This is a genomic window from Paenibacillus agaridevorans (genome assembly GCF_003112455.1).
Classification (GTDB): Bacteria; Bacillota; Bacilli; order Paenibacillales; family Paenibacillaceae; genus Pristimantibacillus; species Pristimantibacillus agaridevorans.
This window is the reverse complement of the sequence record NZ_BDQX01000196.1, coordinates 2,474-29,272: the sequence shown is the minus strand read 5'-3', so window position 1 is coordinate 29,272 and position 26,799 is coordinate 2,474. Positions and strand designations below refer to the sequence as shown.

The following is a 26,799-nucleotide window of genomic DNA, read 5'->3' as shown; positions in this document are numbered from 1 at the left end:
CGGCGTATCAGCAGTTGACGGGGCAGACGCTGGCCGTGCCGAACGGGACCTACCGTCTAAGGGCATGGGCGCGATCCGGCACGGGACACCTGGCGCTGCAGTTGTACGCCAAGGGGTACGGCGGCGCGGAGCTGACCGCTCCGATCGCGAGCGGAACGGCAGTCTGGACCCCGTACGAGATCAGCGGCATCGCGGTGACCAACGGTACTATCGAGGTTGGTGTCTGGTCGTCTGCGAATGCCGGAGCCTGGGCCGTGTTCGATCGGTTCGAGCTCGTGCGAACCTTGTAGGCGGTAGCGCAGGAGAACGCTTACAAGAGAGCGAATTGTAGGTAAGAGACAAGACCCTTACAACAGTACGTCCCGGAGAGCCGGGAGCAGGAGGAGACTATGCCGCTGCAACGAATCAGCATCCGCTTCCGGCTAATGGTGCTTATGATCACGTTAACGACGTTGCCGGTTATTACGGTAACCTGGCAAGCTACGAACAATACGAGAAGCTCCGTGGAGAAGGAGATGATTGATGCCAACGAATCCCGAATGATCTGGGCGAGCCAATATTTGGACGAATTGATCCAGCAGGTGGATACTTTGTTTTATGCGCTTCATATCCGTTCCGACCTGATTGGCGATTTGACAAGTATCGACGATATGGAAGCGGGGGAGCGTTATCGGTTGCAGAATGCTTTATTCGCAGCTATGAACACGGCTTACTATTCGTTCTCCCGCAAGATCGACAATTTGACATTGTACATCCATGCCACGAAGCGGGCGTACTCCGTCAATTATGCCAATAGCGGCATCACCCATTCGCTGGATATTAGGGAGGGTCCGTGGAGTCGTATGTTGAGCGAACCGGCAGGCTTGTATTTCAAGGCGTCCGGCGACATGCTGAGCGCGTACCATTCTATGAACGAATTCCAGGGACAGAGGTTGATTGGCGGCATCTCCGTACGAATTGACGGCAAAGTATGGGGGCAGGCGGGAGAATTATTGCAATCGGGGCCAGAAAGCGCGATCTATCTCGTCAGCGACGAGGGCGAGCTGCTTCCCGGCTCTTCGCCGTTGCCGGACGATCCGGAGCTGCTCCGCGTGTTGGAAGGAGACAAACCGCGCTCTTCGGATGTGGCGTTCGTCAGGACGAAACACGACTATGTGTTCTCTAAGCGGGTTAGCGGCGGGGAGCTTCAGGTCATCAAGGCGATACCTGCCGCGACGATCGATGCCATCGCCCAGAGGACAATGACGGCCGGTCTATGGACCGGGGTGTTGTTTACGGCGGTATCCATTCTGCTGTCTATCGTCGTATCGCTTCGCATCAGCCGCCCTATCGTCAGCCTGGCGAAGACGATGAGGAAGTCGCATATTCACGACTTCGAGATGAAGTCCGTGCAGAGCAAGGACGAGATCGGTTTGCTGGAGGCTGGCTACAACTTCATGATGGCCCGGATGAAGGCGCTCATCGAGAATGAGTACCAGCATGAAATCGATGTCAAAAACGCTCAGTTGATCGCTTTGCAGGCGCAGATCAATCCGCATTTCCTCAATAATACGCTGCATATGATCGGAGGAATGGCGCTCGCGAAGGGCGCTCCGGAAATTTATCGAGTCACGTATGTGATAGGCGATCTTCTTCGTTATTCCATTAGTTCGGAGATGGAGCAGACGGTTCAGCTAAGCAACGAGCTTAAGCATACCGGCAACTACTTGTTTATTCAGGAGCAGCGTTTCGCGGGGCGATGTTCGGTCCAGGTGGACGCGGAGGAAGGTACGGGGGGCGTCGATATTCCGAAGTTCACTCTGCAGCCGATCGTGGAGAACGCGTTCGAGCATGGCTTGCAAGGCAAGGAAGGCGAGTGGTCGCTTGAGGTAAAGGCAAGGTTGATTCGCGGGACGCTGGTGTTGATGGTGAGGGACGACGGCGTCGGGATGGGGCGCAATAAGCTGGAAGCCTTGCGGAAGGAGCTGGCTTCTGGCGAACGGACTTCCGCGTCCGCTTCTGCTTCCGAAGAGGGGCGAAGCCGGCGCGGCATCGGTCTCTCCAACGTGCACGGGAGGATCGCTATTCGTTATGGCAGACGTTACGGAGTCAGGCTGTTCAGCTCGGAAGGCAAGGGCACGCTAGTCGTGCTGACGATGCCGGCCGACGGCCTGGCTGGTGAAGGCGCAAGCGAGAAGGGGGAACGGCATGTATAACGTATTTATCATGGACGACGAGCCGTGGTCGAGGGAGGTCGTTAAGGCGCTTGGCGAGTGGGAAAAGCTGGGGCTCCGCGTGGCGGGAGAAGCCGAGGATGGAACGGAGGGGCTGCGGCAAATCGGCGATCAGCTCCCCGATATCGTTGTAACGGATATGCGAATGCCCGGCATCGATGGTGCTGAGCTGCTGCAGGCGCTTCATGTGCGCCATCCCGGCACGAAGCTGATCGTCATGAGCGGTTATGACGATTTCATCTATACAAAAGGTGCGATCCGGTCCAGAGCCATGGAGTATTTGCTCAAGCCGATCAGCCCCGAGGACTTGAATGCTGCTCTTGCTAGATGCAAGGAGGAGCTGGACCGCGAAGCGGGCACCCGCTCTTCCATATTCGCAAGCGGCGAAGACGTGCAGCGTTACGCGGGTCACCGCGCCCGCATCTACGCCAGCTTGCTCTCGCTGGACAAAGAGCGGATCGCAGGCGCCTTCGAGTCGCTTGCCCGCGAGCTTGCAAGCGCGAAGACTAGCGTGGCGGAAGCCGGCGGCTCGTCCCGGATCGCGAGCGATTTGTTGTTCATGCTGGAGCAGTTCCTGTCCGAGCAGGAAGTGACGCTGGAGCAGCTGCTCCTTGACAGGGGCGTCGCCGCGAACGGCATGATTGATACGGCCACGGGCTCCGTTACATTGAGGAGCACAGCCTCTCCGCAAGAGGCTGCGCTGGCTGTTGGCGAGATTTACGCTTTGGCCGTCGAAGGGCTGCTCTCCTTGCGTCAGTCCCGTAGCAGGCTGGATATGGAGGATGTCGTTGCCTACATTGACGCCCATTTTCAGGACGCGATCTCGCTGGAGACGGTATCGGGGCAATTCCTGATCAGCCGGGAGCATCTCAGCCGCGCGTTTAAAGCACGTACGGGCGAGAACCTCTCGGATTATATCGTGCGCAAACGGATGGAGAAGGCACGTTCCCTCATTGCAGTGGACCGTCTGCCTATCAAGCACGCAGCTCAACTGTCGGGGTATGAAGACATCGCGTATTTCTACCGAGTGTTCAAAAAACACTTCGGCATCACGCCGGGAGAGCTCCGCAAAGAGAGAGAGTAATGGTATTACACGTCTGTTGCGGGCGCGAGGGCAATTGTGTATGAAAAACCGAGCACAATGCGTCGCTGGCGGGGGCGCGAGGGCAAATGTGTATGAAAAACCGAGCACAATGCGTCGCTGGCGGGGGTTCGAGGGCAGGTGTGTATGAAAAACCGAGCACAAAGTGACGTTGGCGGGGGCACGTGGCAAGTGTGTATGAAAAACCGAGTACAATGCGACGTTGGCGGGGGTTCGAGAGCAGGTGTGTATGAAAAACCGAGCACAAAGCGACGTTGGCGAGGGCGCGAGGGCAATTGTGTATGAAAAAGCGAGTTCATTGGGGCGCTGGCAGGCGGGGACGATCAAATGTGTATGAAAAACCGAGTACAACGCGACGTTGGCGGAGGTTCGAGGGCAAATGTGTATGAAAAACCGAGCACAATGCGACGTTGGCGGGGGTTCGAGGGCAGGTGTGTATGAAAAACCGAGCACAATGCGCCGCCGTCGCCCCACATCAATATTGTACAAATAGCGACGTTAAAATCCTCGAAAGAAAGCGCTTAATTTCTTCGTTATACTGAAGCTGCATCTAACTCATAGGGGGAATTCACAATGAAGAGAGCGCTTCATCTGCTGCTGACGCTGACGATGGTAATCGCGGTACTGGCGGCTTGCAGTTCGGGGAATAACGGCAACGGAGCGAACAACGGCGCGAAGCCGACCACGGGCGGCAGCCCGACCAGCGAGGTCAAGACGACGGAGCCGCCGAAGAAGGTGGAGCTGAAGGTGTTTATGAGCTTCCCGAGATTTAAGGATCAGTTCGAGCAATATTTTGCCCAGTTCAAAGAGAAACAGCTGGCGGAGAAAAACATCGACGTCACGATCCAGCTGGAAATGCCGAACGCCGACCAGGCGAAACAAATCCTGCAATCGCGTCTGTCCTCGGGCGACGCACCCGACTTGTATACGCTGCACGCCAACGACATTCCAACCTACTACGATGCCGGATACGTCGCGGATCTGACGGGCCAGCCGTTCGTCGGCAAGCTGTACGAAGCGGTGACGGAGACGGTCAAATACGACGGCAAGGTGGCCGCGCTGCCGTTGGAAAGCCTGTCGTGGGGATATCTGTACAACAAAACGATCTTTAAGGAGCAAGGCCTGACGCCTCCGCAAACGCTCGACGAAATGAAGGCCGTGACGGAGAAGCTGCAAGCAGCGGGAATCAAGCCGTTTCTGCTTGCCTTCCAGGAATCCTGGATTCCGCAGCTGATGATGGCGTTGTCGCTGGGCGGCACGGTTTCCTCGGCGCATCCCGACTGGATTACAAAGATGAATGAAGGAACCGCTTCCTACGCCGATGTGCGCTCGGTATTCGACATCATCGATATTATTATGGCAAACGGTACGGATAAGCCGTTCGAGACAGGCAACGAAGCAGGCTCCGCGGAATTCGCAAACGGCAACGCCGCCATGTGGGTGCAAGGTTCTTGGAACGCGGAGACGATTCTGAAAGTCAATCCCGACATGGACTTCGGCGTCGCGCCGCTGCCGGTGAGCAACAATCCGGCGGACGCCATGATCAACCTGGCGACATCCACCTCGCTCGCCCTGTCCCCGACAAGCGAGAACAAAGAAGTAGCGCTTGATCTGCTTAACTACATTCTGGACGACAAAGATTCCTCGGCCCTGTTCGAAGAACTGAAGTTCAATCCTATCGCAACGGTGCATCAGTACGAGGTATTCCCTTGGGTCAACGAAGCGAGCGCCTACGTCTCCGAAGGCAAGGCCTATCTGGATCTCAAATTGCCAAACGGCGTGACGGACGAGACGGCCAAGCTGCTCCAGAGCTATTACATCAAGGACGTGACGCAAGACGACATCATCGCGGCGCTCGACAAAGTATGGCAGACCGCCGTCAAGAGCAACTAGGACAGCGCAACGGGCGGGAGAACCCGTCCGGATCGGACCGGGAGTGAAAAGAAATGATGACAACGAGAACCAGAAAGTTGAAGCCATCCGCGATGCTGCTCCTATTCGTCCTCCCTGCGCTTGCGTTCTACTGTGCCTTTACTTTAGCCCCCGCCATCGGGGGCATCTGGTACAGCTTGACGGATTGGAACGGACTGAACCCCGCTTACCGCATGGTGGGGTTCTCCAATTACGTCGAGGCGATGGGGGATCGTTTTTTCCTGAAATCATTATGGTTCACGTTCAAATTCGTCGCGTTCATGCTGGTGCTGCAAAATGCGATTGCGATACTGCTCGCCTTGTTCATCGAAGCCATGGGACGGAGCAGGGTCTGGTTCCGCACGATCTTTTTCATGCCGAACATGCTTAGCCTGATCATCGGCGGCTTCATGTGGATGTTTATTTTCACGCGGGTCTTCCCCTATCTGGCGGATCAAACGGGTTGGCTGCTGCTTGATGAATCGTGGATCGGCGATCCCAAGTATTCGTTTTTCTCCATTCTGGCGTTGTCGTTATGGGGCGGGGTCGGATACTTGATGGTCATCTACATTGCGGCGCTGCAAGGCGTGCCGAAAACGCTCAAGGAAGCGGCTTCGATCGACGGCGCAGGGGCGTTTACCTTGTTCCGGCATGTGACGCTGCCGATGATCTACCCGGCTCTGACAATCGGCGTTTTCCTTACGCTGAACAGCTCGTTCAAAGTGTTCGACGCGGTTTATTCGCTAACGGGGGGCGGGCCGGGCCGATCGACGCAGGTTATCGCGATCAACATTTTCGAAGAGGCGTTCAGCTTCTCCAATCGTTACGGCTACGCCAGCGCGAAGGCGATGATTCTGTTCGGCATCGTCATGATCATCACGATCATCCAACTGGCCGTCATGAAGCGCAGGGAGGTGAGAGCATGAGCGGATCTGCACAATCCTACCATGCCCATGCTCACACCAGCAACAGCACCACCAACAGCACCAGCAACAATGACAACAGCAGCGGCAAAACCATGCGCCGTCTGGGCTCCGCTTCCATGTTCCTGTTTCTGATCCTGGCGGCCGTCGTGACGCTGTTCCCGATCTACATGGCGCTGCTGAACTCCGTCAAGACGCAGGGGGAGATGCTGACGAACATTTTGGCGCTCCCGACTACGCTGGAATTCGGTAACTACGCCGATGCCTTCCGCAAGACGGATTACATGCGAAGCCTGTGGAACACGGTTGTCGTCGCGGCGGTCGGACTGGCCGGGATCATCTTGTTCGCGTCGATGGCGGGCTACAAGCTGTCGCGGACGCCTGGCAAGCTCAGCAGCTTCCTGTTCGGACTGTTCGTCATGTCGACGCTGATTCCGTTCCATTCCATCATGATTACGCTGGTTCGGATCAGCAGCGACATGGGGCTGCAGGGATCCGCCGTCGGTCTCGGCCTGCTCTACATCGGTCTCGGAGTAGCGGTAGCGATCTTCCTGTATCACGGTTTCGTCAAGTCCGTGCCGAAGGAACTGGACGAGGCTGCGGTCATCGACGGCTGCGGCGAATTCAAGCTTTATTTCGTCGTCATTTTGCCGCTCCTGCTGCCCATTACGGCCACGATCGCTATTCTGAACATGTTATGGATGTGGAACGATTTTTTGCTGCCGCTTCTTATTTTGACGGATTTCAAAAGCTATACGTTATTGCTGTCCACCAATATGCTGTTCGGCGAATACAATAACGACTGGTCCGCGATTCTCGCCTCGCTCGTGCTTGCCATGTTGCCGGTCATCGTCCTGTATTTGCTGCTGCAGAAATACATTCTGCATGGCATCTCGGAAGGCGCGATCAAGTCGTAGGGAGGATAAATAGAGATGAGCGCAATAAGAAACGAAGAAGTATACGGTTTCGTCAAAGCGGACGGCCCCAGGCTGGTTAACGGCAGAGGAGAGCCCATCTTATTGAGGGGCGTTGGCTTCGGCAGCTGGCTGCTGCCGGAAGGTTATATGTGGCGATTCCCCGAAGGAGGTGACCGGCCTCGCCGAATCGAAGCCATGATCGAGTCGCTTGTCGGTTCCGAGGAAGCGAATCTGTTCTGGGCCACCTACTATGACCGATACATTGCCGAGGAGGATATCGCCAAGATTGCGGAGGAAGGCTTCAACTCGGTGCGGGTGCCGATCAACGCGAGATTTCTGACGGGAGAAGGGCCGGGCGGCAGTGCCGAAGCGCATGTCGAAGTAGCAGCGGGCCCGAATGAAACCAAAAGCAAGACATCGGCCCAAGTTGAGGCTACGTCGTCAACGGACCGGGCCAGTCCTAATATTGATTCGTTAGAAGAGGACTCAATCCGCAATCGAGACGCACCGGACCACGAATCCGAGACGCGTGCGCCGCTTGGGCTTCGCGAAGATCGGCTCGTGCTGCTCGACCGCGTCATCGGCTGGTGCAGAGAGCATCGACTGTATGTCATCCTTGACCTTCACGGCGCGCCCGGCGGGCAGACGGGTACGAATATCGACGACTCCGAGCAGGATCGGCCGGAGCTTTTTACGGACGAAATCCGCGCGCGGGAAGCCGTCGCGATCTGGCGCACGCTCGCCGAACGTTACAAGGACGAATGGATCGTCGCGGGATACGACCTGCTCAACGAGCCGCTCCCGGATTGGTTCTCGAACTACAACGATCGGGTGATGCCATTGTACAAGGAGATGATCGCGGCGATCCGCGAGGCGGACGAGCGGCATATGATCATTCTGGAAGGCGTTCATTGGTCCACGGATTGGTCCATCTTCGAGAATGCCTTCGGCGAAGATCCTGTTGACAGCAACGTGCTGCTCCAATTCCACAAATATTGGAACAATCCCGACACGGAAAGCATCGCGAAGTATCTCGACTTCCGCGACCGCTGGAACGTGCCCATCTTTATGGGCGAAGGCGGCGAGAACAACAAGGACTGGTACACGGGCGCCTTCCGGATGTTCGACGACCATGATATCTCCTGGAACTTCTGGACGTGGAAAAAGATGGACACAACGAATTCGCCTTGCTCCATCCGCAAGCCGGTGGGATGGCCGCTGCTCGTCGACTATCTGCAAGGCGGAGAGAAGCCGGAGCCGGCTGTCGCGAGGACCATTCTATGGGAATATCTTGACAACATGGCGCTGGAACGTTGCGATTATCAACCCGAGGTCGCCCGGGCTCTTCTGCGCAGAGCGCCTTTACGTATTCCTGCCGTTTTTTACGGCTACAAGGGAGAAGGCACAAGCTTTGGCTTTGGCTCGGCTGAGAGGCCAACTTTTGTCAACCGTGCTGCGGCTGAGTCCGCATCCACTGCGCAGGCGGGCGTTCAATTTCGCGTCTCGGACGGAACGCGCATCGCGTTCGTCCAAAGTGATCGCGAGACGGCGACGTTCGCACATGGCGGGGGGGAAGAATGGGAGCTTGATCAGTGGTTATGCATGGAGATGACCGTCGGAGACTGGTTTGTTTACGACTTTGAACGAAGCAGCGAAGGAAAGAGGACGGATGAAGACCCGAAGCTGGATGTGGCTCTGCGACTCCAGTCGATAGACGGCAACGGGAAGCTTCGGTTGGCTCTTAACGACGGGAGCACTGTTACCCTGGACGTGCAAGAGACCGATTGGCATACAGGACAAACGGTTTGTCGAGTTGCCCATTCGGCAGGAACCCAGAGTTTGCGCCTGACCTGTTTGGAAGGAAAAATCCGGGTGATGTGGGTGAATATAGGGGATGCTGACGAATCGCTTCGCTTGAACGCCGATTAGGATCCGCCCGCAATCAATGGCAGAGCGGCCAGGTTAGCACGGAAACATCGTTTGCCTTTAACATTATAGAGCCGCGTTGGACACTAGTCCGCGCGGCTCTTGCACTTGATATAGCCTTCCAGATACGGCATGATGGAATCAACAGGTTAAGAGGGGAGAGAGGACGTTGGCACAGGAGATAAGGGGAAGCGGCACGAGGGAGATCCATGCCCGGCTGCTGCTGGACAGTTACCGTCGGCTCACGGGCAAGGAGCTGCTTCGCGTCCCGGACGGAGCCGATCCCGCCGCCGTCATCGAGGAGGCAGACATTATCGTGCTGTCTCACGACACGGAGCAGGACCCCGTGCTAAACTACGGCAACCGGGCGGCGAGAGCGCTTTGGGAAATGGATATGGAGACCTTCGTCCGGACACCGTCGCGGCTGACGGCTGAGCCCATGGAGCGCGAAGAGCGGGCGCGTTTCCTTGCGCAAGTCGCTGAACGAGGGTATGTCGACGATTATACGGGCATACGCATCTCGAGTACGGGCAAACGATTTTATATCGTGAATGCAACGGTATGGAATCTAGTGGATGACTATGGGGCTAATCGCGGACAAGCGGCGACTTTCTCGGCATTTACATACATCTAGGCACGAAGGAGGGACACAGGATGACCCTATTGATCGGGCTTGCCGGGTGGGGCGATCACGACACCTTGTACCCCGCCGGAACGAAGCAAGGAGAGAAGCTTAACGTGTACGGCAGCCACTTTCCCGTTGTCGAGGTGGACAGCACGTTTTATGCGATACAGCCGCCCGAGAGGTTCGAGGCTTGGGTGAACGGCTCGCCTGCCACCCTGTCCTTTGTCGTCAAAGCCTATCAAGGCATGACGGGCCACCAACGCGGGCCGGCAGCTGGTAGCAACGATCCCGCCGCGATGGCGGATGCTTTTTGCCGCATGCTGGAGCCTGCGCAAAGCAGCGGGCGATTGACGGCTGCGCTGTTTCAATATCCGCCTTGGTTTGATTGCGCGAGCCGAAATGTCAGGGAGCTGCGCGAGATAAAGCGCAGAATGGAAGGTTTTCCTTGCGCCCTCGAGTTTAGGCATCAAAGCTGGTTCGATGGCGGGATGCGGGAGCGGACGCTCGATTTTATGCGGGAGGAGGGCTGGATTCATAGCGTCTGCGACGAACCTCAGGCGGGGATCGGCAGCATCCCCGAGGTGCTGGAGACGACGGATGCGGAAACGACGATCGTCCGGTTTCATGGACGAAATGTCGCGAACTGGAATAATGGAGGCGGCCCGAACTGGAGAGAGGTCCGCTATTTGTACCATTATTCGGAGCAGGAGCTGACGGAGTGGAAGTCGAAGCTGCAAAAGCTGGAGCAGCAAAGCAAACGCGTTGCCGTCATTTTTAACAACAATTCCGGCGGGCATGCCGCAGGCAATGCCAAGACGATGATGTCCATGCTGGGATTGCGAAAGCCAGGCGGAGGAGATCCGCTTGAGCTGCCGCCTCCCGAGCCGGAGCAGCTCGAGTTATTTTGACATACAGGTTTTATCTCGGTATGAAACAAGCTGCGCCGGATAAGAGGGCGACGGCTTTTTTACCTTGGCACAGGCTCTTATAAATGGCGTCATGCGCAAGGAATTGTTATTTGATAACCCGGCTTTCTATCTCATGACCAGGTTAGCATACGCCTACATTATCAACAGTTGTCGATTGTGCAGGCCGTAAAAGCGGGGCTACACTCAGTAATAGCTGCTTAGATAAGTCAGATTGTTTCAATAGGCTAAGAAAATTTATTGTGGATTCCGGTTTTTAGAAAGGGGTGCAAATGGTAGAAGGGAATGTCAACTCCAATCTTGAAAGCACTTACAAAAATGAGGTTTGACAGGAGGTTATTCGTGTATGAAAACATTTATCTGTAAAATTTTGATTACGGTGCTGTTTCTGATGACGGCCGCCATCCATAATCCTTATGGAAGCTTATCAAGCCAGGCATCGGCCAATGCAGCAACGTTAGACGAATTCGATGTGCTGCGAAATAAATTCGTAGGCGATACTTCTTACGATGTCAATGATCCGGATATCGCAACCAAGCTGGCCAGAATATCAAATACGGGACAGCTTCACTGGGATACGTTAATTAAAGATCCGGCACGCACCTATTTATGGAACGATCTTAACAATCCGATCCGATCGCACCATATGGCATCCAGCTACTCTCGGGTCGAAGCGATGGCGGTTGCCTATTCGACGATAGGTTCGTCCTTGTACGGGAATAACATGCTTAGAGACGACATTGTATCGGCCATGGATTGGCTGCACGATAATCGATATAACGATACGCTGTCGTCCGGGTGGGAAACCGTAGACAATAGCTGGTATCATTGGGAGATCGGGGCGCCGCAAAGCATAACTGCTGTCGTCATGTTAATGTACGACGAGTTCACAAGCACGCAAATTACAAACTATATGAACGCCGTCTACAAATTTTCGTCCGATCCGAACATCAGATTGATGACAGGCGCCAACCTGATGTGGAAAACGCAAATTATGGCTTATCACGGCATCATCGTAAAGTCCGAGGAATTATTGGAAATCGCGAGAGATCGTGTCAGTCTGATCCTTCCTTACTCGGAAAGCGGAGATGGTTTTTATAGGGACGGTTCCTTTATCCAGCATATCAAGCACCCCTATAACGGCGGGTACGGAAAGTCGCTGCTCGGGGAGATCGCAGTCATCGTGGACCTGCTGCATGGGTCCAGATGGGAAGTGACGGACCCGAATTTAAGTCATCTCTACGAGTGGGTCTATCAATCCTTCGAGCCCTTGATTTATAAGGGCGCCATGATGGACATGGTCCGGGGAAGAGAAATTTCAAGATATGCATTCCAGGATCATGCCGTTGGCCATTTGACGATGGCGGCTATTCTTCGTATATCCCAATTTGCTCCTCCTGCCGACGCGGCCAGAATGAAGAGCATGCTGAAATATTGGATTCAGGCGGATACGTTTAGAAATTTTTATGCAAGCGGACCGATAGACAATACGATATTGGCGAAAGAGATTATGGCGGATCAATCGATTGTCTCCAGAGGAGAGTTGATCGAGCAGAAGCAATTCTCCAATATGGATCGGGCCGTTCATCTTAGGCCGGGATTCGGTATCGGGCTTAGCATGTCTTCCAACCGCATTTATAATTACGAGTCGATCAGCAATGTAAACATGAAGGCGTGGTACACGGCCGATGGAATGACTTATTTGTATAACAACGACCTGTCGCAATACAGCGAAGAATTTTGGTCTACGGTCAATCCTTACCGAATGCCGGGAACGACTGTGGATACGCTTGCGAGAACGGTGACCGGCATCCCTTATCAAAAGGAATATTTGAGTCCCAATACGTGGGTAGGCGGTTCTGTGTTCGATGGGCTTTACGGAGCGGTTGGCATGGATCTGAAGGCGTCAGGCGATTTGAATGCAAACGGCGATGTCATTACCCCAAGCTCGCTAACGGCGAAAAAGTCCTGGTTTATGTTTGACGATGAAGTGGTTGCGCTCGGCGCCGGCATTACAAGCACGGATAACCGCGCGATCGAGACGATTGTCGAAAATAGAAAACTGAACGCCATCGGCGATAATGCGTTGACCGTAAACGGGACATTGAAATCCGATGCGCTTGGCTGGTCGGAGACGATGACGGGCGTCAACTGGGCTCATCTGGGAGGAAGCGTGCCGGGTTCGGACATCGGCTACTATTTCCCTGACTCTCCGACGATCAAGAGCTTGAGGGAAGCAAGATCCGGACGATGGGGAGATATCTCGACATCCAGTTTGCCAAGCCCGGATCCTCTGCTTACACGAAACTATCTTTCTCTATGGTTTGACCATGGCCATAATCCCGATGATGCGACCTATGCTTATGTATTGCTGCCGAACCGGGACGAAGCGGGGACGGAGAGCTACAGCCAAAATCCAACCATACAAATTTTGCAAAACACGAGCGGAATTCAAGCCGTAACGGAAACGAGTCTTGGCCTGACGGGCATTAATTTCTGGGAAGGCGGCATGTATGAAGATGTGTGGTCGTATAATCCGTCTTCCGTTATGATGAAGGATGCCGCCGGAGAACTGACGTTTGCGGTTTCCGACCCTACGCATACGAGCGACAAGCTTGTGTTCGAAATCGACAAGGTTGGAACATCGGTCATCAGCGCGGATCCATCCGTTACCGTTCTGCGTACGACGCCGAACATCAAAGTCGAAGTCAACACGGCTGATTCGCGCGGCGGCACTCACAGTTTCAAGCTGGCTTACGACACGGCAGCCCCTGCACCGGGATTCGGCGGGCCGGAATTGGGTCAAGTTCATTTGACGGCCGACAAGTCCGTCGTGCTTGTCGGCGACAGCGCCGCATTGGATGTTTCCGCTAGTCTGGAGGATGGTCAACCCCTTGATTTATCGAATGCGGTTGTCGAATTCAGCAGCGATAATCCAACGCTTGCCACTGTCGATCAGTCCGGCAATGTGACGGCATTAAATGGAGGCACCGTCCATCTTACGGCCACCGTAACCCATGCAGCCGTTACAAGAGCGGCAACGATAACGATACGTATCCCATACGGTCAAGCCATCGTTGTCGATCTGCACCCCTTTGAAGACGCTTTCGTCAGAAGCGGAGCCTACGCCGAAACCAATTATGGAAGTTCGACAAGGCTTGAAGTCAATGGAGGCGGGGGCGATTTCCATCGCCGTTCCTATTTGAAATATGATTTAAGCCCGATTGTAGGCGAGATTTTTTCTTCGCAGCTCTATGTTTACGGTTCCGGCAATCCCAAGGAAAACAAGCTTTATAGCGTCGAAAATGACAATTGGACAGAGACGGCCGTTAATTGGAATAACAAACCCGCGCAAGTCGATTATCTGGCATCGGCATTTACGGATACGGCGGCTGCGTATCATGAGCTTGATATAACGGATTATATATTCGGCCAAGATGCCGGCGACCAGATCGCAAGCTTGGCCATTATGCAGGACGGTACCGGTCAATACACATCGTTTAACAGCAGGGAAAGCGCGAACAATAAACCGTATTTGCGGGTCAGCTCTTATTTGTTCGAGCCGGAGGACTTCGATGTATCCGTTGATTTAGATTCCCAAGAATCCGTTCTAATCGTAGGTGAAAACGCCGTGCTGGAAGTTCGAGCGAAGCTGGAGACGGGCGCTCCGGTCGATTTAAGCCAAGCGGACATCGCATACAGCAGCGACGATCCATCCATTGTCGCAATTGATCAAACGGGCCAAATAACGGCTCTTGCGGCAGGTTCCGTTCATCTAACCGCCTCTGTAACATTGGGCGGCGTAACCAAATCGGCGACGATTGCGATTCGCGTTTATTATGAAGAAATAGTGACGGATCTTCTTCCAATCGAAGATGCGCATGTTAGAAGCGGAACCTTTGCTATCGACAATTATGGAAGCCAGGTATTGCTGGAGCTAAATAATGCCGGCGGGAACTTTAATCGTCAAACCTTCTTAAAGTTCGATTTAAGCGAAATAGAAGGCGAGATGGATTCGGCAAAGCTATATTTGTACGGAGCCATAACGGATGCAGATCAGACCAGAAACAGCAGACTGTTTAGAGTAGCGGATGACAACTGGAGCGAGTCTAGTCTGAATTGGAACAATAAACCCGCGCTTGGCACTTTATTATTGTCGGCAATGATGGATAACCAGGCGATGTATCGCGAATTCGATATAACGGATTACGTTAAAGGCGAAGCAACGGGAGACCAAATCGCCACTTTGGCTGTTTTAAATGATGGGGCAGGCGCATTTGCTACTTTAAACAGCAAGGAGAATGCAGCGAATAAACCTTACCTGCGGATTCGATCTTATCGTTCCGAACCGATAGCGGGCCCCTCCGCAAGTGGCAGCAATGGCATTGAAGATTGAGGATTGTTATCTAATAACCCGGCTTTCCATCTCATGACCAGGTTAACAAGCGCTTACGCAATCAAGAGTTGTCGATTGTGCCGCGCTCTGAAGCCGGGATACACTAAGGTCGAATCCGGAGCGCAATCAAGACCGGTTCAAACCCATATAAACAGGAGGTCATCTACATTGGCTAACAACACAAGAAGTCCGCTCTGGCGGAAGCAAGCCGTGATGCTGGTGCTGGCATCGGCGCTTATCGCGGGCTGCTCGGGCAACACGGGTAATAACAATAATTCCGCACCGAACACGGGCACACCGACCAATTCCGCGGCGCCGTCGCCTGGCGATTCGTCCGCATCGTCGGAACCCATTTCATTGACGTATTGGACCGGCTTGAACGCATTCGCGGCAAGATCGCTTAAGGAATACGGCGAATCCTTATTCTATCAAGAGCTGGAGAAGCGGACCAACGTAAAAGTGAAGTTCGAACATCCGGCCGTCGGCTCCGAGGCCGAACAATTTAATTTATTGATCGCATCGGGCAAGCTGCCGGACGTCATCGAATACAATTTTACGACTTACCCTGGCGGACCGGAGAAAGCGATCTCGGATAAAGTCATCATTCCCTTGAATGACATAGTCGAGCAGCATGCGCCGAATTTAAAAGCATACCTGGACGCCAATCCGGAGATGAAAAAGGAGATCAGCACGGATAACGGAACGATCTACGCATTCCCCGCCCTCGGCACAGGCAATTCCAACGTCAGCAGCGGCTTGGTGCTGCGCAAGGACTGGCTGGATGAGCTGGGGCTTGGGGTCCCGGAAACGATCGAGGAATGGACGAACGTCCTCACGCAATTCAAAGAAAAGAAAGGCGCCAAGACGCCTCTGACTATGACGCTGGCCGAATTCAAAAGCGAAAGGTTTAACGGAGCTTTCGGCATTGGCATCGGTTTCTATCTCGACGGCGGCCAAGTGAAATACGGTCCTATCGAGCCTGGCTACAAGGACTATCTTACCCAACTGAACGCATGGTACAAGGACGGTCTGCTGGATCCCGATTTCGCCACGCAAGACGGGGCGGCCAAGGATGCCAAGGCGACCAACGGCTCGGCAGGCGCGTTTCCGGCCTTTATCGGATCGGCAATGGGCAAATACTTGACCGCCAACAAGGATAGCAATCCGGCCTATGATCTGGTGGCGGCGCAGCACCCGGTGCTGAACAAAGGAGAAGAGCCGCGATTCTTCACGGCGGCTTACGATTACCGCGGCGAGAACAGCGCGGGGATTACGCCGGCGAACAAAAACGCGGAGCGTACCGCCGCGTGGTTGGACTACTTGTACTCCGAGGAAGGCAATTTATTGAAGTCGTTCGGCGTAGAAGGCACGACTTACACGCTCGAAGGCGATTATCCCAAATATACGGATCTGATTGTCAATAACCCGGACGGCTTGTCCATCGGCGACGCGATGGCCAAATATCTTCGCGTATCTACGCCATCCCCTGGTTTTGTCGGCGATGATCGTTACACCGAACAGTATTACAGCTTCGATCAGCAGAAGCACGCGGTTAAATTATTCAATCAATATTATGACAATCTTAAGGACACTCGCCTGCCTCGCGTAACGCCGACGGTCGACGAAGGTCAGGAATTATCCTCCATCATGGCGGAGGTGAACACGTACTTCGAAGAAATGTTCATGCAGTTCGTGATGGGCGCGGCGCCGATTGCCGAGTTCGACGGCTACACGGCGCAATTGAAGAAGATGGGGATCGAACGCGCGATCGAAATTTATCAATCGGCCTACGAGCGTTACATGAAGCGATAGAACGGGGTCGGAGAAGCGCTTCCCATGCGCTTCTCCGAACGGTTAGGCATAAAGGAGGCACATTGTATGCGATTCATTGCGAAGGATTACCGGCGACATAAATATCTGTATTTCATGATCGCTCCCGTCATCCTTTATTATTTTATTTTTCATTACGTGCCTATGTACGGAGCTATCATAGCATTCAAGAACTACCGGATCGCCGACGGTTTTCTGGGCAGCTCCTGGGCGGGCTTCAGCCACTTTATCAGCTTCTTCGACAGCTACTACTTTTGGCGTCTGTTGAAGAATACGCTTCTGCTTAATTTATACATGCTTCTGTTCTCGTTCCCGGCGCCTATTCTCTTCGCTTTGCTGATCAACGAGATCGCCGGGAAAAAATTCAAGAGCATGGTGCAGACCGTCACTTATTTGCCGCACTTCATCTCCATGATCGTCATCTGCGGGATGATTACGCAATTCGTAGCCAGAGAAGGAGTAGTCACGGATATTCTAGTCTGGTTCGGCATGGATCGTACAGCCTTGCTCGGCCACCCCGAATATTTCCGTGCGGTATACGTCATTTCGGATATTTGGCAAAGCGTTGGCTGGGGCTCCATTATTTATCTAGCGGCCATATCAGGCATCAATCCCGAGCTATACGAAGCTGCCCGCATCGACGGCGCGAATCGTTGGAAGCAAACGCTTCATATTACTTTGCCGGGACTGGCTGCCATCATCACAATTCTGTTCATTCTTAAGATCGGCAACATGTTGGATGTCGGCTTTGAAAAAATCATACTGCTGTATAATCCCAGCACGTACGTGACGGCAGACGTTATTAGCACGTTCGTGTACCGGAAAGGCTTGGGCGGGACCAATGAATTCAGTTATGCGACGGCAATCGGCCTGTTCCAATCGGCCATCAACTTTATGCTGCTGCTCGCGGCAAACCGATTCAGCAAGAAAGTAAGCGAGAACAGCCTATGGTAACGGCGCGTAACGACATTCAAGCGGTAATCTGCCAATAGGAGGCTTTACAGATGGAGACAACATCCGTCAAAAAAACAAAGGGTGAACGTATTTTCCAGGCCATACTTGTCCTGTTCATGTTATTCATGATCGTGATCACCTTATATCCGTTTATCTATGTACTGCTGTCATCGATAAGCGATTCGAGACAATTGATTTCGCACACCGGTCTTTTGCTGTCGCCGCAAGGCTTAAATTTGGATGCTTACGTGAAGGTGTTCCAGAATCCCAATATTATCGGCGGATATGTCAATACGATCGTCATCGTGGTAGGCGGAACGCTGCTTAACTTATTCATGACCAGTCTGGGAGCTTACGTGCTCTCGCGCAAGGGCGTTCCATGGACCCGAACCGTCATGTTGTTAATCGTTTTCACGATGTTTTTCTCGGGCGGACTCATTCCTATGTACCTGCTTGTCAATAACTGGCTGGATTTAGGGAATTCACTGCTTGCCCTCATCATTCCGGGCTTGATCTCAACATGGAACCTCATCATTCTGCGTACATCCTTCGAGGCTATTCCGGATGGCTTGATCGAGTCTGCTCGTATGGACGGCGCACAGGATTTCACCATCCTTTTCCGTATCGTCCTCCCGCTTTCGCTGCCGGTTATGGCCGTGATGGTCCTTTTTTACGGAGTCAGCCATTGGAACTCCTGGTTCAGCGCCATGATTTACCTTCGCGACAGGGAGTTGTTCCCACTGCAATTGATTTTGCGCGAGATATTGATCCAAAACAGCACAGCTTACATGTCGGGCGACGCCTCGGCATCGGATGTAGAGGCAGTAGGCGAAAGCATCAAATATGCAACTATTATCGTGGCTACTTTGCCGATCCTGGCGGTGTACCCCTTCTTGCAGAAATATTTTGTGAAAGGTGTTATGATTGGGTCTATTAAAGGGTAGCGACGAAACGGAGCGTGTGGGGATGCAAGGATGGAGGGCTAAAGGGGTACAGCGGAGATGGCTGCAATCGTATGCCATTGTTCTGTTGATTCCTATCATTATGATGACGGCCACTTACTGGCAAACGAGACATGTAATCAACGACGAAATACATCGAGCCAATTCCGCCTTGCTCTCCCAGCTCAAGCTGGAAATCGAAAATTACACGGATTACGTGTATCGATTGTCCGAGATGATATCGCTTAACCCGAAAGTCAGATCGATTATAAGCAACCAACAAAACATCGACGCCAAGGATAGGCTTAATATGAAGCACGCCATCGCCGATTTCAAATCGTACAATATCGCGAATCGGTTCGTGGACCACTTCTATATTTATTTCAGCGCGGGCAACTTTGTATTGACCGACAGCTCCTATTACGAAGACGAACTCTATTACGAGTTGAACTATAGTCAATCGGACTTGTCGCTCACGTCTTGGAGAAGCAACCTTGCAGAGGAGCATCGCGGCCGCTTTATGAGCCTGGGAGAATTCAGCCAAGGCGCGCGGCCAGGCATTATGTACGCGCAGTCGCTGCACTTTCCAAGCAAAGGAGAATCTGTGGGGACGACGTTGGTCATCGAGCTTAATCAAAGTCGATTGATGGAATCCATCCGGAATTTGCAGTCCTATAATCAAGGCAGCGTCTACATTTTGGATGATGAGGACAGACTCCTTGCCTCCTCCGAACAAGCAAGCGCGCAAGAGCGCAGCTTTCAGCTTCCGGAGAGCAAGAACGACAGCTCCGGCACGATAACGGAAGATTGGGATGGAAAGCCGATGACGCTGTCCTACATTAAGTCGGAGACGACGGGCTGGAAGATCATCTACGCATTGCCGTCCGAGCTGTATAGCCAAAAGGCGGAATACATCCGCAATTTATCCGTTCTCATGCTGGCGATTGCCGCAGTACTTGGTTCCATTCTGTCCGTATGGATGGCCAAACGGAATTATGACCCGCTGCAGCGGCTCGTTCGCAATGTGGCGGCGCGCAGCGAAATCGAACCTTCGAGAGGGAGCAAAGGGACCGAATACGACTATCTGGAGGAAGCGCTGGACAACACGCTTGATCGCTACAAGCTGATGAATCAGACGATCGAACGCCAGAATCAGGCGCTCCGCTCCAGCCTGCTTGCCCGGCTGCTCAAGGGAAGAATCAAGGACGGCGTTCCTATTGCCGAAGTATTGCCGGATCACGGCCTCAGCCTGAGAGGCAGCGGAGTAGCCGTCATGCTGTTTTATCTGGAAGACTATAGCGGCTTTTTCCGAATCGACGAGCAGGATGCCGAGAAGAAGCGGGAGTTTGTCCATCTTGTCATGACGAACATCGTGGAGGAGCTGGCGGGCCAGGAACATCAAGGCTGGATGACGGATATCGACGACATGCTGGCGTGTATCGTCAATTTTAATACCGAGACTTCCCAGGAAGCCGCCATGGCTTATTTAAAGGGTGTGGCCGAAGAAGCGCAGCGCTTTATCGGCAGCAGATTCCGTATTCTGTTTACGGTTTCCATTAGCTCGATGCGACATTCTGCCCAGGAGCTGCCCGCAGCGTATCAAGAAGCGTTGGAGGCGATGGAATACCGCATGCTCCAGAGCGGGCAGTCCATTATTTGGTATGAGCAGACCACGGTTCGCGAGCTGGCCTACGTCTATTCCATCGAGAAGGAGCAGCAGCTTATTAATTGCGTCAATGCCGGCGATTACGTGGCGGCCAAGTCGACGCTGGATGAAATCATCGATTGTAATCTGGAGCAGAAAAACGTATCGGCCGATCTGATCCGTTGTCTGCTGTTCGATATGTGCAGCACGATGATGAAAGCGGGCATAGAGGCAAACCTCTCTCGCGAGGAGCTCTACGAAGAAAATCTTGCCGCGATCCGCGAGCTGTCGAGCGGAAGCACAGTAATGGTCATGCGCGAGCGCATGTCCCAGTTTCTTCAGCGTATTTGCGCGTTGGCGGAGCAGCGGAGGAAAAAGAGCAAATATCGGCTGTACGATGGCGTGCTTGCTCTTATCGAAGAACGGTATGGCGATAATAACCTCGGCATTAACATGATCGCGGAGCAATTCGAGGTTCACCCGTCCTATCTTTCCCGTTACTTTAAGGAGCAGTCAGGTGAAACGCTGACGGAATACATCAACAAATGGCGTATCGAGAAGTCCAAGGCACTGTTGCTGCAGGATGACATTTATATTAAGGATATTAGCGATAGGGTAGGTTTCTTTAGCATAAGCACCTTTATCCGCTTGTTTAAGAAATACGAGGGGATTACGCCAAGCGCTTATCGCGATATCCATAACGCGCAAGACTAGCGGAGGAGTGAACCCATGGGGACCGAAATCAGTCATTATCGAACCATTGTGCTTGGAGCGACCTTTACCGGCTTGGGCGCAGCGTTGGAAGATACCGACGGCACTTTGGTCATTGAGCGGACGGCGCTTGTCGGTCACGAATTTATTAATAGCTTTAATCCGGGGAGAGGCTGGAACGATACGCCGTTATCGACTTCCGGCGCCTCGTTGAGAGAGGAGCTGAGGGAGAGAGGGATCTTGTCCGACGACGGTCTCGTCCATCTTCCCGCCCTGGCTCCCGTGTTGTATAACCGGATTTATGAGTCCGGGCTTCGCGTTTTTCTTTTGACGGAGGTGCTCCATGTCGAAGAGAAACACGATTATGTGGAAGTGACGATTCATCATGCTTCGGGACGAAGCGTCGTCAGAGCGGATCGTCTCATCGATACGCGGACGAAAGCGGTTATGGACGCCGATAAAACGGCCAGACGAATTAACGCCATGCTGCTGTATGTCGGAGAGACGCCGCTTGATGCCGTCATGCCAGACGCTTTTGTCGTCCCGGATGCCGAGACGGAGATCGTGAAGGGCAAGCTTGGCGGAGAGCTTATTCTCAAGCTAGCAATCGGGAACGAAGATGATTGGGTGCAGGCAAGAAGTAATCTCAACCGTGTCTGGACGGACAGGACGGGGGAATGGTTGGACTGGCGGATTTGCGCGGTGGCGACATGCTTTGAGATAGAGATGGCTGCATGCAGCTCATCGGGGGAAGGACGTATCCAGCGCTTGACGTCCGCGGCTTATTGCAATCCGCTTGAGGCCTACGAGGCTGGCATTGAAGCAACGGGAAGGAAGGTGAGCTGAAGATGCTGCTATCTCAACGAATGGCCGGCGAGGTTGTCGCCGAGGAAGTTGGTGAGGTCGAGTTTCCGCTTGCCTACGATATTATCGTCGTGGGACTTGGGACATCGGGCTCCATGGCGCTGATCGCGGCAGCAAAAAGAGGGCTGAAGGCGCTTGGCATCGAGCGTTTGAACAGCATGGGCGGCATGGGCACCTCCGGCTCTGTAAACGGCTATTATTTCGGCTCGCAGGGCGGGCTCTACGAGACGCTGGACCGGGAAGCGGCAGAGCTGAGCGAATCGGTCTACGCGAAGTCAGGCGCCTACAACGTGGAAGCCAAAAAATACGTGCTGGAGCAGGAAGCGGTCCTCGCAGGCGCCGAGCTTGTCTTCGAGGCTTCGATTACGGGCGTCTATCTCGAAGGCAAACGGGCAGCGGGCATACAGTGGATCGGGCCTAGCGGCATCCGGAGCGCCGCCAGCAAGATTATCATCGACTGCACGGGCGACGCGGAGGTTTGTTCCATGGCGGGTTGCGCTACGAGCGTGGGACGGGAACTCGATCATCGAACGCAGCCGTTTACGAGCGTAAAGGTTTATGCGGCGAACCGGAAGGTGAGCTGGATTAATTTTGACTCGGGCTGCACGGATCAGAGAGACGGCGAGGAGCTGTCCCGGGCGATTCTATTCTCCCACTCGCAGCATCTGGAGGAAAAGTACGAGGATGGCAAGGGGCGCATGTTGTATCTTGCGCCGCTGCTCGGCATCAGGGAAGGGCGTTTGATCGAAGGGGAAGAGACGATTAAGCTGGATCACTTTTTCGCGGATCGGGTTACCGATGAGCCCCTGTTCTACGCCTATGCCGATATCGACAAACATGGCAGAGATCACGCCTTCGAATCCGAGGAGCTTGCCGACTGGTTCGTAGGCAGCAATCTCGGGGCGATCAATGTGACGGTGCCCGTGCCGCTAGGCGCAATGATCCCGCGGGGATTCGACGGACTGATGGCCGCCGGACGTTGTCTCGCGGTCGACCATAGCTTGTCCACCTGCGTCCGGATGAACCGCGACATGCAGAAGTGCGGGGAAGCGGCGGCGACGGCGGCCTGGCTGGCGATCAACAAGGGCGTGCCCGTTAAAGAGGTGCCTTACGAGGATCTGGTCGGCTATTTGGCCGAGACGGGCTGCTACGATCCTGCTAACGACAAGGGATACCAGGTCGCGTATCCGGCCGATCGCAAGCCGCCGCAACGCATCAAATGGTTGGAGGATCTCGAGGAGATTCGCAGCGGGCTTGCATCCGACTCGCCGGGGATCGCCATCTGGTCCGCTTTTCGGCTGGGGCATGCCGAGGTTGGAGCCGCGCTTCGAGAATGGCTGAGCGATGATGACGCCTATCTTCGGAAGCACAGCGCATTCGCGCTGGGACTGATGGGCGACGAGGCGGCGCTGCCCGAGCTGCGCGGGATGTTGGCCGAGAGGGACGCTTTCCAGCTCAAGGATTGTCGCAAGAACAACCAGATGCGCGGTTATATGGCAATCTATCTGCTGGGCAAGCTCAGGGACGAAGGCAGCATCGACGAGCTGGAGCGGCTTGTATGCGAGCCCGAGGAGCTGAACAAGCCGATTTACCAAGGTGTGGATACCAGCGATATCTTTAAACCGAAAAAATTCAACGAAATTTATTTCCAATTTTTCTCCCATGCCATGATGGCCTTATTGAAAATTTATGGGGATCGCCCGGGTCAGCGGGACCGGATCGGCGGCATCTTAAAGAGAGCGGTCGGCCATGACGCTTATATTTCGCGTATAACCGGCCAGAAGCCTGGAACGTACCATTACTCCATTGCCGAAAATATGAAGCTTATCGTGGAGCGGAAGGTAGTCTGAACAAGATCGAGGATGGAGATGAAACGATAAAGCCGTGCGCCTGATGACAGGGGCACGGCTTTTGTAATTGGATCTGCTTTGCTGGCTTGTTATTGCGTGTGCGGAAAAGCTTCGTGTCGTATTAATAGCTGAATGCTTTGCTCGCATGCAGTTCGCGATCGCGGCGTCCGGCACCAGACAGCAAGGCTGCAAAGGTATCGCGGCTTTGAGGCACCGTTATGCGCTCCGCGCTTACACGTTCTCCCGGCCCAACGACAGTAATCTTCTCCCCTTGTGGAATACCGATGACAGCACCGTCCTCGATGACTGCGTTTTCGCCGATAATCGAATTATGAATACGGACGTTTCGTCCAATCCTTGCGCCAGGCATAATGACGCTCTCGTAGACAAGACTGCCTTTGCCGATTTCCGAACCCGTGCCCATAATCGAACGTTGCGCGGCGCCTTCCATCCGGCAATGAGGATCGACGATGCAGTCATGAGGCGCGGTCCCGTTGCGGCGATCGCGGCGGGCAGAGGCCGGCGCGTAGCCCGAGAGAAGCGGCCAATGAGACTTTGACAACCGGAGCGTGCCGTCGATCAGCTCCATGTGGGCTTCCCACAAGCTGTCTACCGTACCGACATCGCGCCAGTAGCCTTCATAAGGATATGCGTTAAGGCTGTCGCCATCCTCCAGCAGCTTCGGTATAATATCCTTGCCGAAATCATGGCTGGAAGCCGGGTTGGATGCATCCTGCTCCAACACTTCCTTCAGCTTGTCCGTACGAAATAAATAGATGCCCATAGAAGCCAGGTTGCTTCTTGGACGGGCGGGTTTTTCCTCGAATTCGACGACGCCATAATCTTTGTTTACATTTAAAATGCCGAATCGGCTTGCTTCATGCCAGGGTACCCGTTTAACCGCTACTGTAGCAGAAGCCCCGCTGCGGATATGCGCCTCCAGCATGGGTCGGTAATCCATTTGATAAATATGGTCGCCCGACAAAATGAGAACATGTTGCGGATTGCGGGGCTCGATGTAGGATAAAGTGCGATAAATCGCGTCGGCAGTTCCTGTGTAACAGCCGCTCGGAGAATGATCGGAAGCCGGCAGCATCGCAATTTCGCCCAGATGTTTGGTCGGTATAGCGTTAAGCCAAGCGCCTCCATCCCCGATATGGCGGTGAACCGTGTCGGCGCAATACTGGGTCAACACTCCGATCCTGCGAATGCCCGAGTTCAAACAGTTGCTAAGCGGAAAATCGATCATCCGATACCGTTCTCCAAACGGTACAACCGGTTTAGCAAGTGAATCGGTAAGCGGTGCCAGCCGTTTGCCCTCGCCGCCTGCCAGGAGCATGGCCATACAAACCATTTGCGTCATTATCTCGTCCTCCAAGCTTTTTTATTTGGGTTGGTATCGCTAGGTCGTGTCTGAAAACCCGCTCAGGGGCATCTTTCACCGCCTTTCCGCCCCCTGCTTCGTCACTTTTGCTTGACGTACCCCCGGTACGCCTTCACAAAAGTTCCTTGCATGGAACGAAAATTCGGCAAAATCTGCTACCCTCGGAGTATTCAGACACGCCCTCGTCAATTTGTATTGGTAACCATTACTTACACGTTATTACCTGTATTTGAAACAAGCTCGTTGTTTGATCGCTGCGCTATTTGATCTTCCGCCATACGATCCGGTATCCATTCGGCTCAAGTCCGATGACCAGCTTGCCGTCCGGATTGTCGATCCCCTCGCCGGTTAATGCATCCTGCCATCCGCCTTCTATCATGGGGTGTTGAAGCTCGACGTATTCATCCGAACGGTTGATCCATATCGTAAAGTGCTCATTGTCGTCCAGCCGTTCGTAAATAAGAGAGCCGCCGTCAGCTTGTGCCGACAATACGCGGAAACGGCCGCTGCGCAGGACGGCATGTTCTTTTCTTAGAGCGATGATTAATTTGTAGAAGTCAAACAGGTCCCGGTTCTGGTGTTCCTCGTTCCAGATCATGCATTTGCGGCAATCGGGGTCGTCGCCTCCGTCCAATCCAAACTCGTCGCCGTAATACACGCAAGGCAAGCCCATGGTGGTCATCATATAGACGACGGCTTGTTTTACTCTCCCGACATTGCCCTCGCAGCGGGTCATCAAACGCGGAATGTCATGACTCGACAACAGGTTAAACAGCGTTTCATTGGTTTGCTGCGGATATCGCATCAGGAGCTTGTTCGCATGTTCCGCAAATTGGGCGGAAGAGAACTTTCGATCGGCAAAAAAGCCCAGCATCAGCTCCGTCAATGGATAATTCATAACCGAATCGAACTGGTCGCCGAGCAGCCAGCGCAGCGAATCGCTCCAGACTTCGCCAATAATAAAAGCGTCCTTGTTCGCCCCTTTGACCGCTTTGCGGAAGTGGCGCCAGAAGTGATGGTCCACTTCGTTGGCGACATCGAGCCGCCAGCCGTCGATCCCCGTATCTTTCATCCAGTTGATTGCTGTTTCGATCAAGTACTGCTTGACGTCGGGATTCGCTGTATTCAGCTTTGGCATATGGCCGTAGAAACCAAACGTGTCATAGTTCGGGACGCCATCTTTTACTTCAACCGGGAATCCGCCCAGATGGAACCAGTCCTTGTATTCCGACTGCTCGCCTTTCTCCAGGACATCCTGAAACGGGAGAAACTGTTCGCTCGCATGATTAAAAACGGCGTCCATGACGACGCGGATGCCGCGCTCATGACATTGTTGGACCAACTTCTTAAGCAGCTCCTTGTCTCCGAACTGCGGATCAACCTCGCGGTAATCGGTAATGTCATATTTATGATTCGAAGGAGAGCGGAAGATCGGCGTCAGATAAACGGCGTTTACGCCCAGCTCGCTTAAGTGGCCGATGCGATTGATGATGCCCTGAAGATCCCCTCCAAAAAAGGACTCTCTCTCCGGCTTTTCTCCCCAAGGCAAGATGCCTTCCGGATCGTTGGACGCGTCTCCATTTTCGAAACGATCGGGAAAGATCTGATAGAAAATGGCTTCCTTGGCCCATTGGGGGGCGTCAAACAGATCGATGGCATGGATGTAATGCCCTTCGAAATC

At 53.8% G+C, this 26,799-nt stretch carries 17 protein-coding genes and 1 pseudogene; 16 read left to right on the top strand and 2 right to left on the bottom strand.

What is annotated here, in order from left to right; all coding sequences use genetic code 11:
• The 16 genes and pseudogenes from PAT3040_RS37190 to PAT3040_RS18675 all read left to right on the top strand — a co-directional run.
• Nucleotides 1-290: pseudogene (locus PAT3040_RS37190) on the top strand (glucan endo-1,6-beta-glucosidase); the annotation flags it as partial.
• Nucleotides 291-389: 99 nt separating this feature from the next.
• Nucleotides 390-2,195, top strand: a complete 1,806-nt coding sequence (locus PAT3040_RS18745; RefSeq protein WP_108993925.1) for a sensor histidine kinase — start codon at nt 390-392, stop codon at nt 2,193-2,195.
• On the top strand, nt 2,188-3,297 hold the full coding sequence (locus tag PAT3040_RS18740; protein WP_108993924.1) for a response regulator transcription factor: 1,110 nt from the start codon (nt 2,188-2,190) through the stop codon (nt 3,295-3,297). The genes PAT3040_RS18745 and PAT3040_RS18740 overlap by 8 nt, the downstream gene beginning before the upstream one ends.
• 591 nt (nt 3,298-3,888) lie before the next feature.
• A complete protein-coding gene (locus PAT3040_RS18735) occupies nt 3,889-5,208 on the top strand; it encodes an ABC transporter substrate-binding protein (RefSeq protein WP_108993923.1) in 1,320 nt (439 codons plus the stop codon).
• Between the two features lie 53 nt (nt 5,209-5,261).
• Nucleotides 5,262-6,152: a carbohydrate ABC transporter permease gene (locus PAT3040_RS18730; RefSeq protein ID WP_373863955.1), complete on the top strand. Its 891-nt coding sequence runs from the start codon at nt 5,262-5,264 to the stop codon at nt 6,150-6,152.
• A 92-nt stretch (nt 6,153-6,244) separates the two neighbouring features.
• Nucleotides 6,245-7,066 carry a carbohydrate ABC transporter permease gene (locus PAT3040_RS18725; protein ID WP_108993982.1) on the top strand — a complete coding sequence of 274 codons (822 nt, stop codon included), beginning with the start codon at nt 6,245-6,247 and terminating at the stop codon, nt 7,064-7,066.
• Nucleotides 7,067-7,081: 15 nt separating this feature from the next.
• Nucleotides 7,082-8,995, top strand: a complete 1,914-nt coding sequence (locus PAT3040_RS18720; protein ID WP_258235051.1) for a glycoside hydrolase family 5 protein — start codon at nt 7,082-7,084, stop codon at nt 8,993-8,995.
• Nucleotides 8,996-9,161: 166 nt separating this feature from the next.
• The gene (locus PAT3040_RS18715; RefSeq protein WP_108993922.1) at nt 9,162-9,626 is read left to right on the top strand and encodes an MEKHLA domain-containing protein; all 465 of its coding nucleotides are present in this window, start codon (nt 9,162-9,164) and stop codon (nt 9,624-9,626) included.
• Between the two features lie 20 nt (nt 9,627-9,646).
• Nucleotides 9,647-10,525 (top strand): DUF72 domain-containing protein, encoded by an 879-nt coding sequence (locus tag PAT3040_RS18710; protein ID WP_108993921.1) that lies wholly within the window; start codon nt 9,647-9,649, stop codon nt 10,523-10,525.
• Nucleotides 10,526-10,889: 364 nt separating this feature from the next.
• Entirely contained in the window at nt 10,890-14,939 is a 4,050-nt protein-coding gene (locus PAT3040_RS18705; RefSeq protein ID WP_108993920.1) for a CBM96 family carbohydrate-binding protein, read from the top strand.
• Nucleotides 14,940-15,107: 168 nt separating this feature from the next.
• Entirely contained in the window at nt 15,108-16,751 is a 1,644-nt protein-coding gene (locus tag PAT3040_RS18700) for an extracellular solute-binding protein (protein ID WP_181376711.1), read from the top strand.
• A gap of 66 nt (nt 16,752-16,817) precedes the next feature.
• The gene (locus PAT3040_RS18695) at nt 16,818-17,723 is read left to right on the top strand and encodes an ABC transporter permease (protein WP_108993918.1); all 906 of its coding nucleotides are present in this window, start codon (nt 16,818-16,820) and stop codon (nt 17,721-17,723) included.
• A 50-nt stretch (nt 17,724-17,773) separates the two neighbouring features.
• A complete protein-coding gene (locus tag PAT3040_RS18690; RefSeq protein ID WP_108993917.1) occupies nt 17,774-18,667 on the top strand; it encodes a carbohydrate ABC transporter permease in 894 nt (297 codons plus the stop codon).
• 22 nt (nt 18,668-18,689) lie between these two features.
• A complete protein-coding gene (locus PAT3040_RS18685) occupies nt 18,690-21,023 on the top strand; it encodes a helix-turn-helix domain-containing protein (protein WP_108993916.1) in 2,334 nt (777 codons plus the stop codon).
• Nucleotides 21,024-21,038: 15 nt separating this feature from the next.
• A complete protein-coding gene (locus tag PAT3040_RS18680) occupies nt 21,039-21,866 on the top strand; it encodes a hypothetical protein (RefSeq protein WP_108993915.1) in 828 nt (275 codons plus the stop codon).
• A gap of 2 nt (nt 21,867-21,868) precedes the next feature.
• A complete protein-coding gene (locus PAT3040_RS18675) occupies nt 21,869-23,734 on the top strand; it encodes an FAD-dependent oxidoreductase (protein ID WP_108993914.1) in 1,866 nt (621 codons plus the stop codon).
• A gap of 121 nt (nt 23,735-23,855) precedes the next feature.
• Here PAT3040_RS18675 and PAT3040_RS18670 read toward each other — a convergent pair whose 3' ends face one another.
• Nucleotides 23,856-25,097 (bottom strand): sugar phosphate nucleotidyltransferase, encoded by a 1,242-nt coding sequence (locus tag PAT3040_RS18670; protein WP_108993913.1) that lies wholly within the window; start codon nt 25,095-25,097, stop codon nt 23,856-23,858.
• A 280-nt stretch (nt 25,098-25,377) separates the two neighbouring features.
• On the bottom strand, nt 25,378-26,799 hold a 1,422-nt coding region (locus PAT3040_RS18665), incomplete at its 5' end, for a glycoside hydrolase family 13 protein (RefSeq protein WP_258235050.1).

Bases quoted from the DNA above. Each gene is read 5' to 3' on its own strand.
- PAT3040_RS18745 (WP_108993925.1), top strand. From the start codon at position 390: ATGCCGCTGCAACGAATCAGCATCCGCTTCCGGCTAATGGTGCTTATG.
- PAT3040_RS18735 (WP_108993923.1), top strand. From the start codon at position 3,889: ATGAAGAGAGCGCTTCATCTGCTGCTGACGCTGACGATGGTAATCGCG.
- PAT3040_RS18675 (WP_108993914.1), top strand. From the start codon at position 21,869: ATGCTGCTATCTCAACGAATGGCCGGCGAGGTTGTCGCCGAGGAAGTT.
- PAT3040_RS18705 (WP_108993920.1), top strand. From the start codon at position 10,890: ATGAAAACATTTATCTGTAAAATTTTGATTACGGTGCTGTTTCTGATG.
- PAT3040_RS18670 (WP_108993913.1), bottom strand. From the start codon at position 25,097: ATGACGCAAATGGTTTGTATGGCCATGCTCCTGGCAGGCGGCGAGGGC.
- PAT3040_RS18695 (WP_108993918.1), top strand. From the start codon at position 16,818: ATGCGATTCATTGCGAAGGATTACCGGCGACATAAATATCTGTATTTC.
- PAT3040_RS18720 (WP_258235051.1), top strand. From the start codon at position 7,082: ATGAGCGCAATAAGAAACGAAGAAGTATACGGTTTCGTCAAAGCGGAC.
- PAT3040_RS18680 (WP_108993915.1), top strand. From the start codon at position 21,039: ATGGGGACCGAAATCAGTCATTATCGAACCATTGTGCTTGGAGCGACC.
- PAT3040_RS18685 (WP_108993916.1), top strand. From the start codon at position 18,690: ATGCAAGGATGGAGGGCTAAAGGGGTACAGCGGAGATGGCTGCAATCG.
- PAT3040_RS18710 (WP_108993921.1), top strand. From the start codon at position 9,647: ATGACCCTATTGATCGGGCTTGCCGGGTGGGGCGATCACGACACCTTG.
- PAT3040_RS18730 (WP_373863955.1), top strand. From the start codon at position 5,262: ATGATGACAACGAGAACCAGAAAGTTGAAGCCATCCGCGATGCTGCTC.
- PAT3040_RS18740 (WP_108993924.1), top strand. From the start codon at position 2,188: ATGTATAACGTATTTATCATGGACGACGAGCCGTGGTCGAGGGAGGTC.
- PAT3040_RS18725 (WP_108993982.1), top strand. From the start codon at position 6,245: ATGCGCCGTCTGGGCTCCGCTTCCATGTTCCTGTTTCTGATCCTGGCG.
- PAT3040_RS18690 (WP_108993917.1), top strand. From the start codon at position 17,774: ATGGAGACAACATCCGTCAAAAAAACAAAGGGTGAACGTATTTTCCAG.